Annotated in this window: 15 protein-coding genes; 8 read left to right on the top strand and 7 right to left on the bottom strand. The window is 39.4% G+C overall.

Annotated features, from left to right (window positions below):
• Nucleotides 1-62: 62 nt before the first annotated feature.
• The gene (locus tag IPU53_RS03245; protein WP_242698042.1) at nucleotides 63-329 is read left to right on the top strand and encodes a YutD family protein; all 267 of its coding nucleotides are present in this window, start codon (nucleotides 63-65) and stop codon (nucleotides 327-329) included.
• Nucleotides 330-440: 111 nt separating this feature from the next.
• On the opposite strand, the gene IPU53_RS03240 is transcribed toward IPU53_RS03245, so the two are convergent.
• Nucleotides 441-752: a cytosolic protein gene (locus tag IPU53_RS03240; protein WP_242698041.1), complete on the bottom strand. Its 312-nt coding sequence runs from the start codon at nucleotides 750-752 to the stop codon at nucleotides 441-443.
• Between the two features lie 109 nt (nucleotides 753-861).
• Between IPU53_RS03240 and IPU53_RS03235 the strand changes: the two genes are divergently transcribed.
• Nucleotides 862-1,299 (top strand): DUF86 domain-containing protein, encoded by a 438-nt coding sequence (locus tag IPU53_RS03235; protein ID WP_207447618.1) that lies wholly within the window; start codon nucleotides 862-864, stop codon nucleotides 1,297-1,299.
• A 30-nt stretch (nucleotides 1,300-1,329) separates the two neighbouring features.
• Nucleotides 1,330-2,097, top strand: a complete 768-nt coding sequence (locus tag IPU53_RS03230) for a TIGR01457 family HAD-type hydrolase (RefSeq protein ID WP_207447616.1) — start codon at nucleotides 1,330-1,332, stop codon at nucleotides 2,095-2,097.
• A gap of 239 nt (nucleotides 2,098-2,336) precedes the next feature.
• On the opposite strand, the gene IPU53_RS03225 is transcribed toward IPU53_RS03230, so the two are convergent.
• Nucleotides 2,337-2,837 carry a phosphatidylglycerophosphatase A family protein gene (locus IPU53_RS03225; RefSeq protein ID WP_207447614.1) on the bottom strand — a complete coding sequence of 167 codons (501 nt, stop codon included), beginning with the start codon at nucleotides 2,835-2,837 and terminating at the stop codon, nucleotides 2,337-2,339.
• A 116-nt stretch (nucleotides 2,838-2,953) separates the two neighbouring features.
• Between IPU53_RS03225 and yutH the strand changes: the two genes are divergently transcribed.
• A complete protein-coding gene (gene yutH, locus IPU53_RS03220; protein ID WP_207447612.1) occupies nucleotides 2,954-3,958 on the top strand; it encodes a spore coat putative kinase YutH in 1,005 nt (334 codons plus the stop codon).
• Nucleotides 3,959-4,135: 177 nt separating this feature from the next.
• Here yutH and IPU53_RS03215 read toward each other — a convergent pair whose 3' ends face one another.
• Together IPU53_RS03215 and IPU53_RS03210 are read right to left on the bottom strand one after the other, a co-directional pair.
• Entirely contained in the window at nucleotides 4,136-4,372 is a 237-nt protein-coding gene (locus IPU53_RS03215) for a NifU family protein (protein WP_207447610.1), read from the bottom strand.
• A 69-nt stretch (nucleotides 4,373-4,441) separates the two neighbouring features.
• Nucleotides 4,442-5,509, bottom strand: coding sequence for an NAD(P)/FAD-dependent oxidoreductase (locus tag IPU53_RS03210; RefSeq protein WP_207447608.1), 1,068 nt, complete (start codon nucleotides 5,507-5,509; stop codon nucleotides 4,442-4,444).
• 285 nt (nucleotides 5,510-5,794) lie between these two features.
• On the opposite strand from IPU53_RS03210, the gene IPU53_RS03205 reads away from it, so the two are divergent.
• Both IPU53_RS03205 and IPU53_RS03200 read left to right on the top strand, forming a co-directional pair.
• The gene (locus IPU53_RS03205; protein WP_207447606.1) at nucleotides 5,795-6,031 is read left to right on the top strand and encodes a YuzB family protein; all 237 of its coding nucleotides are present in this window, start codon (nucleotides 5,795-5,797) and stop codon (nucleotides 6,029-6,031) included.
• Nucleotides 6,032-6,114: 83 nt separating this feature from the next.
• Complete coding sequence (locus IPU53_RS03200; RefSeq protein ID WP_207447604.1) at nucleotides 6,115-6,477, top strand: HesB/IscA family protein; 363 nt, start codon at nucleotides 6,115-6,117, stop codon at nucleotides 6,475-6,477.
• A 75-nt stretch (nucleotides 6,478-6,552) separates the two neighbouring features.
• Here the strand turns inward: IPU53_RS03200 and IPU53_RS03195 are convergent, their stop codons facing one another.
• Complete coding sequence (locus tag IPU53_RS03195) at nucleotides 6,553-7,491, bottom strand: NAD(P)/FAD-dependent oxidoreductase (RefSeq protein ID WP_396019897.1); 939 nt, start codon at nucleotides 7,489-7,491, stop codon at nucleotides 6,553-6,555.
• A gap of 677 nt (nucleotides 7,492-8,168) precedes the next feature.
• On the opposite strand from IPU53_RS03195, the gene IPU53_RS03190 reads away from it, so the two are divergent.
• Nucleotides 8,169-9,389: an NAD(P)/FAD-dependent oxidoreductase gene (locus IPU53_RS03190; protein WP_207447600.1), complete on the top strand. Its 1,221-nt coding sequence runs from the start codon at nucleotides 8,169-8,171 to the stop codon at nucleotides 9,387-9,389.
• Nucleotides 9,390-9,907: 518 nt separating this feature from the next.
• Nucleotides 9,908-10,225, top strand: coding sequence for a YuiB family protein (locus IPU53_RS03185; protein ID WP_207448054.1), 318 nt, complete (start codon nucleotides 9,908-9,910; stop codon nucleotides 10,223-10,225).
• A gap of 152 nt (nucleotides 10,226-10,377) precedes the next feature.
• Here IPU53_RS03185 and IPU53_RS03180 read toward each other — a convergent pair whose 3' ends face one another.
• Entirely contained in the window at nucleotides 10,378-10,887 is a 510-nt protein-coding gene (locus tag IPU53_RS03180) for a GNAT family N-acetyltransferase (protein WP_207448052.1), read from the bottom strand.
• Between the two features lie 397 nt (nucleotides 10,888-11,284).
• A complete protein-coding gene (locus IPU53_RS03175) occupies nucleotides 11,285-12,484 on the bottom strand; it encodes a DUF418 domain-containing protein (RefSeq protein ID WP_207447598.1) in 1,200 nt (399 codons plus the stop codon).
• Between the last annotated feature and the right edge of the window lie 132 nt (nucleotides 12,485-12,616).

The raw sequence follows: 12,616 nt of genomic DNA, 5'->3' as shown, positions 1-12,616 counted from the left end.
TGGGGATTAAGCTATAATTAAGATAGACAGTTTAAATTGTGGAGGGACAAGGCGTGCTTATAATGAATAATCGGAAATATGAGTTGATTAGTGAATTCCGCGATGGGTTCCAAGAAGAGGCTGTGAAAGAGCGATTTAGCGATATATTAGCGAAATATGATTTTATTGTCGGCGATTGGGGATATGGACAGTTGCGCTTAAAAGGATTCTTCTCTGATCGAAATCAAAAAGCGGCTCACGAGAGTAAAATTAATTCCCTATACGAATATCTGTATGAGTACTGTAATTTTGGCTGTGCTTATTTTGTTTTGAAAAAAGTGGATAAATAAAGAGGAGAAAACACTTTCGATTACAAATGGTCAGCATCGTTTAAAAAACGGTCGGTACTCACAGAAAGGGGGGGAGAACGGCATGGGATTTTGCCGTTCAATTCCCCTTTATCATTCACTATCTTCGTATGGTGTTTGTGTATCCGTATCAGGATCATCATGGGTTGGATGGGCACCTGGAAATTGTCGCGGGAGATTTTGGTGCAATGATTTAAATTCATAGTTAAAAGCACTATATTTACGTTGCCCCTTCTTCCAAGGGGTTGATTTGTTTTCAACTGGCGTATTTTTTCCTTCTGCTGCCCCGTACCCACCTTCTGGAAATTCCTCTGCAGTAAGGAAGTTTTCCTGTGTCTCAGCATTCGAGACATCTGTATAGGGAATTCCTGTTACTTCATCTTTTTCTCGATCTTTCCCTGTCAAATCATTCACCCACCTTTCGTTTTCTTGTGCTTAGATTTCCCGAATGTCTGTGGACCATTCCTTCTTTCTTCTGCTAAAATAAGAACAGTACAATCAGGAGGGAAAAGGGATGTATTTTGTTGATCGTGAAAAAATAGAAGAGCGTCTCCTCTTTATGGAGGGGCAATTGAAATTGCTGAAATCCCATCAAAACTGGGAGACAGATCTTGAAAAAGCTGCGTTAGAGCGGATTTCCCATACGATCATTGAAGCGATATTAGATACAGGCAATGCGATGATTGATGGATTTATTATGAGGGATCCCGGCAGTTATGAAGATATTGTTGATATTTTAACAGACGAGAGGGTCATTACTGCCACTGTTTCTGATAGCCTTAAACAGGTGATCGCTTGTCGAAAAATGCTTGTTCAACAATATGAAGTGGTGGATCACAATGTGATTATTGAAAATGTTGTAAAGCAAGGGGAGTCATTAGCGGCTTTTCCAAACGCCATTAGAAATTATTTAGTTCATGAATTAGGTCCGATCTCTGCTTTTAAAAAATGATGGGGGACAAGGAGAAAAGGAGTTATCATTTTGGAAAATTATCAAGGATATTTAATTGATCTTGACGGCACGATGTATCGCGGTGTAGAAAAAATAGAAGAAGCTTTACAATTTGTGGAGAAATTAAAGGAACAGGGAATTCCTTATTTGTTTGTAACGAATAATTCTTCGAAACGTCCGGAACAGGTTGCGCAAGTGTTAAAAAATTTCGGTTTGGAAACAAGGACGGATCAAGTGTTTACAACCTCGATGGCGACAGCGAATTTTCTCCATGAGAAACAGCCTGGAGCTTCTGTTTATGCGATTGGGGGAGAAGGACTGCAATCAGCATTGTCAGAAAAAGGCTTCGAGTTGGTTGACGAAAAGGCTGATGCGGTTGTGATTGGGTTGGATCGAGAAATTACATATGAAAAATTAGCGAAGGCGTGTTTAGCTGTTCGAAATGGCGCGACATTTATTTCCACCAATGGAGATATCGCGTTGCCAACTGAACGCGGCTTTCTTCCTGGAAATGGGGCTTTAACCTCTGTCATTTCAGTGTCCACGCAGACGGAACCAATTTTTATTGGCAAGCCACATGCAATTATTGTCGAGCAGGCGCTGGCACAAATAGGGACAAGTAAGGAAAGCACATTGATGGTGGGAGATAATTATGACACAGATATCTTAGCGGGGATTCAAGCAGGCTTAGACACGCTCCTCGTTCATACAGGTGTGACCACAAGAGAAATGCTAATTGAAAAAATGGTCCAGCCTACCTATGTAGTTGATTCTTTAGCTGACTGGAAATTTGAATAAATGAGAAAAGCGCAAGGAGCTGCCCTTGCGCTTTTGTTCTCGTTTAGGAAACTATAAAATTCTTGGCATGTGGATAACTGTTTACGTTGCGGCTTGACATCCAGCTCCAGCGCCCAGCGACTAGCAAACTTTCGGTTTCTTCCTACGATAAGTCAACATCCATTCGCTTTCCAAGCTCATGGTGTTTCTCAGAACCCTAAAAAGTTTGTACGTCGCTAAACGGGCGCTTGCGCTTTTGTTCATTGTTCGCCTTTGCTACTATGCGCTAATCGACTTGAGGCGGCTGCGGCGATGGCTCCAACAATGTCATCAAGGAAGGTATGACATGCTCCAGTCGAATGATCGTTTAATTTTTCTAAAATGCCTGGTTTTTGTTTGTCAATATAGCCATAATTTGTAAAGCCAATTGAGCCATAGACATTCACGATGGAGAAGGCTAAAATTTCATCCACGCCATATAAGCTTTCATCATCCGCTATAATTTGTTGTAAAGGTTCATCCAAAAGGCCTTTTTCTGCTAGTTTATCCAATTGGATGCCTGTTAAAATCGCATTTTGTACTTCTCTTTTTTGCAAAACTCGTTCAATATTATCTGTACACTCCTCTATTTGAAGATCAGGGTGATATTTTTTTTGCAGATACATCACCAATTCCGCAATATCTTCAATCTTTACTCCTCTTTCTTCTAATAAACGTCGTGCAGTCTCTTCCGTTTTTCCAACTTTTCTCTTTTGGTCCATGATTTAACATCCTTTCTACAATCTAAAAGGGCCTATATGTTTTTTATCCTTACACCCATAAAGTGGGGTGATCGCACATATAAATAAGATAGATCAGGTAAAAAGAGGGATGTAGCATGTCAGAAGACATTTTGCGAAATTATTTCAATATCCACCCCGAAAACTCCATACAAATAGGCGATATGGTGTATTACCTTGTTGAAGGTTCCGTATATAGTACGATTCAAGTGACCCAATTGGGAGAAGATGTGTTATTAGAATTATATGAGATGTCAGAGCATATGGCAAAGATTGGAGATAAAAAAGTTTCAACATTTGTTGCGGGTAACGACCAAAAGTATTTGGTGACATTAAATGAGCAAGATTATGTCGTGTTGCATAACTATTATGTTAATAGCTCCAAGAGGAAAAATCGAGGAAGACAGTTGGCAAGGTTCCATGAACGTGGGAAACAGTTGCAAGCCCCTATCACGCATTTTAATCGTGAAGGACAGTGGAAGGAATATTGGATTCAAAGATTAGAGCAAATGGAAAAGGTTTGGTCAGGACTTGTTCGTGAGTCAAGTGAAGAGCGATTCAATCAATTATTTGTAGAATCATTCCCTTATTATTTAGGAATTTGCGAAAATGCGATTCAATATGTAAAAGATACGGAGCTTGATGAAGCTTTTACACAGGTAGATCAACGAACGATTTGCCATCAAAATTTTCAGGAGAGTACATGGGATTCAGACCAATTAGCAATACGAAGTCCATTTGATTGGGTACTCGATCATCGGGCAAGAGATATTGCGGAGTGGGTTCGAGAATGTTATTTTCTCCATCAGCGCTCGTATAAGCCTTTGCTCACGAAATTTTTGCAGGGATATCAATCGATTGCACCTCTATCCAGGTACTCATGGAGATTGATCTATGCGCGTTTGTTATTCCCGCTGCATTATTTTCTTTGTGTGGAAAACTACTTTTTGAGCTCTTCAGAAGCTTCGCAAAAGCAACTTGAGGAACAACTCCATCGATACATTCGTAATGCCCACAATTACGAACTTTTTTTAAAGGAGTTTTATCATATAGCCAATCAACAAATTGGCGACATGCCCCCGATTGAATGGTTAAATCTGTAACACTCATAAAAAAAGAACCGGAGTATGACCGGTTCTTGAAGGGTAATCGATGAATAAGCTTAGCGCTGACTAGTAAAAGCAGACGTCAGCGCAGAAAGCTTTTTTCGTCCAGCTTCAGGCGCCAACAGCTCAGATCATATGCTTGTCGAGAGTATTGGAAACCTTGTGCTTTTGTATTTAAAATACCTGCTCCACTTCCAGGATACCAGGTACTTCCTCAATTAAGGCGCGTTCAATGCCGGCTTTTAGAGTGATGGTCGAACTTGGACATGTTCCACATGCACCAAGCAAGCGGAGTTTTACAATCCCCTCATCTACATCAACGAGTTCACAATCGCCACCATCCCGAAGGAGAAAAGGGCGTAATTTATCTAAGACTACTTGAACTTGATCTAACGTTGTTTCTTCGTTCATTGTGATCGACTCCTTTCCTACCTACCATTATAATCAGATTTAGAAAAAAAATCTAGGGAATGAAACTCATTATCCTTTATGAAATTTGTACATCCAAAGGACGCCTGATTTTAAAATCCGGGCGATTCTTCCTGTAATCGGTCTGTCTACCATCATGCCAAAACCTTTTTTCTTCCCCAAAGAACCGAGTGTTCCTTTTAATTTTATTGATGGCATTTCTTCTGGCAATGCCTGATTATTCCATTTCTTTTTCATGATTTCTACAATTTGTTCGGCTTGTCCTTCAGCAAGCTGTGCACTTGGTGCATGAGGAAGACTTGCACAATCTCCTACAACATAGACATCTTCATATTGAGGAATATTATGATAAGGGGTGAGAATGGCTCGCCCTTGGCGATCTTTTTCAATATTCATGGATTGAATGATTTTATTTGGTTGAATGCCAGCCGTCCAGACAATGACATCTGCGGAAACAGGTTGATCATTATTATAGAGAATGCCTTCTTCTACCTTTGTAATATTGGCTTCATTAACGACTTCGACCCCATTTGAAGCAAACCAATTTTGGACATAGAGACTAATTCTTTCAGGAAAGGAAGAAAGAACGGTTTTTCCCCGGTCAAAAAGTTTAATAATCAAATCCGGGCGACTTTCCCTTAATTCACTTGCAAGTTCAATCCCGCTTAATCCTCCACCGACAATGCTGACGACAGAATTGGCCGATAAATTATTTAGCGTTTGAGATGTATCACGCGCTTTTCCAATTGATTGAATGCTATGTGTGTATAGATCAGCCCCAGGAATATTATGATATTTATCTTCACAGCCTAGGCCAATCACTAATTGCTCATACGAAATGGGTTCAGAATGAGCTACATGCACCAATTTTTCATCCAGATCAACATTAGTTACCTCTCCATATTGTACGTTTAACCTCGATTCTTCTGGAAAAGAAACCCGTACATCTTGATCGGATATCGTTCCCGCTGCGAGGGCGTAATACTCTGTTTTTATAGAGTGGTAAGGAACCTTATCAATTAATGTAACTGTCCAATCTTCGGGAAGGTTGTGAGGAAGCAGTTCCCGAAGCACCCGCATATTACCATATCCTCCGCCGAGTAGTACTAATTTTTTCATAAAAATATCTCCTTTTGCCAGCTACTTGTGTGAGTATAATATTGCGAAGAAGGATCGTTGAAGATGTTTCTTCATAATAAAGGCTTTTCATAACAAGTTTCAAAGTATGAATCGTTTAATATGTATGGTTAATCCCACGGTAAAGTATACCGAATTCAGGCTTGATATACAACCATTCATGCTGAGTTTCTAGAGAGAAAAATACCCCTCATTTTTTCTATTGAATAAGATTTTTGACTAATGGGACGAATGCGAGTACGATAATAATGTGGATGAGGTGATTGTGTGAATCCGATTATTGAATTTTGTATTAGTAATCTTGGGATGGGAAGCTATGAAGCATTACAAATTTTAGAGGAAGATCCCAATTTGGATATAATCGAATACGGCTGCTTGGATCATTGTGATCTGTGTGCTGAATCTTTGTATGCCCTCGTTAATGGGGAGGTTGTGACGGGAGACTCGCCAGAATTGCTTGTAAAGGCGATTTACCAATATATTGAAGAAAATCCGATGTTTTAAAACCAATTGCATTGGTTGAGAATATCGTGTAAGAGGTATATACTTAAAGGATACCGAAGCACAAATAGATGGGGGTGCAAATAATGAGTGAAATTATTACGCTTACGGAAGCAGCAGCTTTACAGATTAAGGATATGATGAAGCATAATGAGGAAACGGATGCTTATTTTCGTTTTTCGATCAATGGTGGTGGATGTAGCGGCCTATCTTATGGCATGAGCTTGGATCATGATAAAGTAGAATCTGACCATTTCTTTGTTGCCCATGACGTCCCGGTTGTGATTGATGAGGAAACGGCGCCAATTGTGACAGGAACGGTGATTGATTATAAAGAGTCGATGATGGGTGGCGGCTTTACCATTGAAAACCCGAATGCCCTTGTTTCTTGTGGCTGTGGCTCGTCCTTCCGTACGGCGAAAGTGACAGGAACACCGGAGAAGTGTTAAAAATATAAAATGGAATACCATCCTTTAACGGTAAAAAATCAGTGAAGCACACATGCTCCACTGATTTTTTGCTTACTACTCAAATAACGAAGTACTATGCATCGGTTGTAGACGTGCTTTTGGATCAATATAGGCTTTTGCATTGCTAACGGCCGTTGGGGCTTCGCCGAAACCTGTAGCAATAAGTTTGACTTTACCGGGATAGGTGGTAATGTCGCCTGCAGCATAGATTCCTGGGATATTTGTTTCCATGCGGCTATTGACCACAATCGAGTTTTTTTCGATCTCTAAACCCCATTCTTTAATAGGGCCTAAGGAAGAAATAAAGCCATAATTACAAATAAGAGAGTCCAATTCCACAGTATGCTTGCGATCTCCTCTGACTTCCTCAAGTTCTAGACTACGGATGGCGATTTGATCGCAAATAAGGTCTGATGCCACAAAGGGTGTTAATATTTCGACTTTGGAGTTTTGTAATTGGGTTACGCTGCTCTCATGGGCACGGAATTTATCCCGTCGATGAATCAGGCTAACTTTTTCGGCAATCGGCTCAAGCATTAAGGCCCAGTCGACGGCAGAGTCGCCACCACCCAAAATCGCTACACGTTGTCCTTTAAACTGTTGCATATCGTCGACAAAATAATGAAGATTTTTTCCTTCAAAGGGAATAGCACTATCGAATTCAAGACGACGAGGTTGGAAAGCTCCAATTCCCGCTGTGATAATCACGGATTTTGAATAATGAATCTCTTGATCCGATGTTAATTTAAACGTCCCGTCTTCTAATTTCTCCAGATTGGATACAGATTGACCAAGACATAAGGTAGGAGAAAACATCGCCATTTGCTCCTTGAGATTTTGGACAAGGTCATGCGCCTTAATTTTTGGAAAGCCTGCAACATCGTATATATATTTTTCAGGGTAAAGCGTTGAAAGTTGTCCACCTAATTGCGGTAGGCTTTCAATCACCTTCACACTGGAATCACGCAAGCCGGCATAAAATGCGGTGAACATGCCTGCTGGTCCACCACCTAAAATGGTAATATCATATATTTGTTGATCTTCTTTCAAAGAAAATCCCTCCTGTAGTAACTAAGAAAATTCATTCTCTATCATACCATATAGTTGCTAGTGTTACATAATATCGAATCACCTAATAAAATACAATAAAGAGCTTCAAAATAATAAAAAAAATAATTGGATTAAAATAACTGCTTGAAAAAGGTGAATAAAAGCATATAATGTATATTGAGACTAATGTTAATAATTTGTGACAACATTCTGGGTTTCTAGTGTGGTACGTGAATAGAATCACATTATATTTCGTGCTTTCTCTAGATAAGTGTTCAAAAAGAAGATTTAAAAAAAGCGAGAATTTCAGAAAGAGGCTGTATCAAATAGGAAATTTGCACAGGAAAAGTCAGGTTTTGTTGAAACAGACAATTAAGAAATTCAAGTGTTATTTTTACTAGGCTTTTTGAACGTCCCGTTTAAAGTACGTGTTCAAAAAAGAGGATAAAAGGACCAAGAAGTTCGAAACGGCGCAATTTCGAGTAGCGGACTTGTACAGGATCTACTGACTTCGATGTTCGTTACAGGATGTCGAAGACCATATATCCTGAAGTGTCAATTTTACCGGAATTTTTGAACATCCTCTAAAAGAAGAAGATGTAAAAGGGAAGGGATATACTATGAACAGGCCAAAAATTGTCGTGCTAGGTGCTGGATACGGTGGACTTATGACCGTGACTCAATTGCAAAAGTATCTTGGAAATAATGATGCTGATATTGTATTGGTAAACAAGAATGACTATCATTATGAAACAACATGGCTTCATGAAGCTTCTGCTGGAACACTTCATCATGACCGAGTACGTTATGATATTTCGAAGGTGATTAATCCAGGGAAAGTAAATTTTGTCCAAAAAACGGTAACAAAGATAGAGCCTGAATCAAAAAAAGTGATTCTTGAAGACGAAGAGCTTTCTTATGATTATTTGGTTGTCGCTCTAGGTGCTGCTCCTGAAACATTTGGTATTCAAGGTTTAGACAAATATGCATTTTCAATTGTAAACGTGAATGCTGCTAGACAAATTCGCGAGCATATTGAATATCAATTTGCGACGTATAAAGTTGAGGGAGAAAAGGATCCTGAGCGTTTAACTATCGTAGTCGGTGGAGCAGGCTTTACCGGAATTGAGTTCCTAGGTGAACTTGGTAATCGTATTCCAGAGCTTTGTAAAGAATATGATATTGACCAAAAATTAGTGAAGATCGTTTGTGTGGAAGCTGCGCCAACCGCTTTACCAGGATTTGACCCAGAGCTTGTTCAATATGCGATGGCAAACCTACAGAAAAAAGGCGTTGAATTTATGATTGGAACAGCCATTAAAGAGGCGACACCAGATGGAATCGTCGTGGCAAAAGGAGAAGACGAAACAGAAGAAATTAAAGCTCAAACAGTTGTCTGGGCTGCTGGGGTTCGTGGTAACCCAATCGTTGAAGAATCAGGATTCGAAAATATGCGTGGCCGTGTAAAAGTAGATCAATATTTACGTGCACCTGGATATGAAGATGTCTTTATTATTGGGGACTGTGCTTTGATTATTAACGAAGAAATTAATCGTCCTTTCCCACCAACAGCACAAATTTCTATGCAGCAGGGAGAACTTTTAGCGAGGAATTTTACCAAATTAATTAACGGTAATACAGATCTTCAAACGTTTAGTTTTGATAACAAGGGAACAGTATGCTCTCTTGGTGATGATGATGCGATTGGAGTTGTCTTCGGTAAAAAAGTAACCGGCACAAAAGCTTCTTTCATGAAGAAAATGATTGATAATCGTGCACTACTGATGATTGGCGGCGTACCGCTCACCATGAAAAAAGGTAAATTTAACTTATTTAAATAAAGGTTATGAAAAGAAGCTTCCAAAAAGGTCAATGACTGACCTTTTTGGAAGCTTCTCTTTTTTTCTATGAACACGAAATCTTCAAAATATCGCAGAAATGTGTTCATAGCTAATTCTATGGACACAAAACTGTCGAAATATCACAGAAATATGTTCATAGGCGCTTATTAAAACACGCAACCATCGCAGCTTCCTAATAGGCGCTTGCGCTTTTTTTATTGTTAAGGAAACTATAAAATTCTTGGCCTGTGGATAACTGTTTACGTTGCGGCTTGACATCCAGCTCCAGCGCCCAGCGACTAGCAAACTTTCGGTTTCTTCCTACGATAAGTCAACATCCATTCGCTTTCCAAGCTCATGGTGTTTCCTTTATCTCGTCAGAACCCTAAAAAGTTTGTACGTCGCTAAACGGGCGCTTGCGCTTTTTTTACTTTACAAGTAATTCCGATTGACGCGTTCTGCTAGATTCAGTAAACTGAAAGATAGTGTAAAATAAGGGGGAAATATCTGTGCCATCCATGAGTTTACCAGTTTTAATTATTTCAATGTTACTTTTCTTTGTGCTTTTTTTTGGGATTGGATTTATCCTAAACATGCTATTGCGTATGACATGGGTCATGGCTCTTGTGTATCCGGTTGTTGCATTATTGATTATAAATACATTGCCGTTCAGTCAATATTTTACAAATAGTAAAACAGCTTTCTCGCAATTAGGAAAGAATTTGACGAATCTGGCCCCAGCAGATATTACAATTCTATGTGCTGGTCTTGTGGGAGCGATTTTATCCGGTTTTACTATGCGCATCCTCAGGGCAAAAGGTTACCGGATGTTTTAAATGAGGGTCGATAAATAGATGCTGACACCTCGCTGGTCAATCCTAAACTTTCAGCTTGAGATTTTGAAATTGAAAGATTACTAGTATCATTAGCAAAAGAACGCCAAAAGGGGAGAGTGGCCTTTTGGCGTTATGCGCCCTTTTCACATTACCTACCTCCTTCTATATTCCATTAACCAATTCGTCTCATCATTTATTTTTTTCACTTTCATGAATCCACATTTTTCATAACATCTTATTGCCCTTATGTTGGACACAGCTGGGTCTAATAGAATGATCTCGGCATCGGTATGATGAGCTATATAATCCAGCATTAGACGAACCATGATTGCTCCAATCCCTTTGTTATAAAGCGAAGGGATACCAATAAATTGATCCATTCCATATATATTGAAATGTGCAGGATAGTCCAATTTTTCTTGTTCTTCTTTACTAAGTTTATACTGTTGCATAAAGCCTATGGACATGCTGTCTAATTCAACAATATAAGGGATGATAGGAATTGCGCCATTCACCCTCGGTTCGTATTTATCCTTCACCTGTTGCAAAGTAAATGGGGCATTCACATCTCCATAGAATTCCAACACCTCTTTAGTACTCAACCATTGTGCCATTACTTCAAAGTCAGTATGTTTCATCTTTCTGATGGATACATCGTTCATCTTCAATATATTTATCCCTCCCTTTGTCAAAAAATAGGATATCAATTTCATTTTACGATGAGGTATCCTAATAAGTAAAATTTACTTCGCATTAGATGAGGATGAACTCCCCTAATCTAGCGCCTATCAAAGTTACGGTTTCTTCCTAGGATAAGTCAATATTAATTCTTTTATTTCATCAAACCCCTTTAAATTTGTACGTGGCTGGATATCCGCTTCCGCTTTTTTGAGTAAAAGGCCTAATAATAGGCTGTTGGTCACAAAGGCGATGCGACGTATAAGGACTACTATGCAGGGTGTCGTATTTTGAGCCTGTCGCCAGGGCGGCACGAATTTAAGCCTTCGATCCTCTCAAATAAGTGGAGATGGGAGGAAAACCCACTGTTGAAGTTTCCCTTTATGCAGCTTTCGACTGCTTTTTTCGTTTTTTCAGTCTTCCTGTCCAGGAGAAATAGGTCCACATTCGGTTGATCAGCTCAAGTGGGCCAGAACGGAAATAAATTAAATAATAGCGACTAATGAACATTTGCAATCCAAAGATGGCAAGGCCGAGAAGGATGCTGAAGCCGATGCCCATTTTGCTGAATTGCCCTAAGCCATACCCATAGAAAATGGTTGTACAGACGATTGTATGTAATATATAATTCGTCAGGGATAATTTTCCTACACTTTCCAACAGTATACGCAGTTCCCCTGACCAATTTTGGCAGTATAAAAGCGCCATACTGAAAATATATCCAACTGCAAGCAATGGTCCGCCGAGTGTAATTGCCAATTCTGCCCAGCTTGTTTCTGGGAAGAACTGATATATGGTTTTTAAGACGAGCCCAACAGGAACTAGAATGGCTGCAGCATATTTATAAAGATTTTTTTCCTTTAATGGATTGAAAAATAGTTTGCGTTTTGCTGCATACATGCCAAAGAGAAACATAGGCGCCGTGAAAATCGGAGAAAAAAGGCTCGCAAACAGCAAGAAATAGACATCCTCTCCTAAAGGATCTTCATGATTACGGTGGTATTTGATTTCTTGATAGGTACCTGTTCCGTAAATATCATTGGTCTTTTCAATATAAGGGGCTAATTTTTGGGGAGAAGCAAGTTCAGTCTGCCCGCCATCTATAAAGGCACCAATCCCGACAAATAGCAGTAATAAGGAGGAAAGCAGGATGCCCCAAACGAGAATGGTCTTTTGTTTGCGTTTGAGAAACAGTAAAAGGAAAAAGCCCATAATGCCATAAAAAGTTAAAATATCCCCTTCCCATAAAAACGTTGCATGTAAGCCACCCACTACCAACAAAAAAATGGATCTCCGCACAAAATATCGTTTTACCTTCAGCCCTTTCTCTTCCAAATTTTCTTTCAACATCATCAACGAATAGCCAAAAAGAAAGGTGAAAATCGGCATAAAGCTTTCTTCTACAAAAATCCGTAAAAATTCATTCAGAAAGGAATCCATGGGGGAGAGCGTGAAGAATTCCATTTCATCCTTTCCCCAAATGCCGTACTGAAAAATCAACAGATTTGCTAATAGTATGCCTAATAGGCTAAATCCACGAATCCCATCAATAGCTTGAACTCTACTCTTTTTATTTTTCATTTAACCATCTCCTAAAAACATTTGATCCTGTTTTCATCATAAGAGAAGGAATTAACCAGGAAGCAACCTGAACCTTACCATTGCCTTAATTCTTACGACAACTTGTTTAACTATAAGAAAGGTTCTTATGCT

Source organism: Bacillus sp. SD088 (genome assembly GCF_017355205.1).
In the GTDB taxonomy this organism is placed as follows: domain Bacteria; phylum Bacillota; class Bacilli; order Bacillales; family Bacillaceae_C; genus Lederbergia.
The sequence above is the reverse complement of the archived record's forward strand: the minus strand, read 5'-3'. Positions and strand labels throughout refer to the sequence as shown.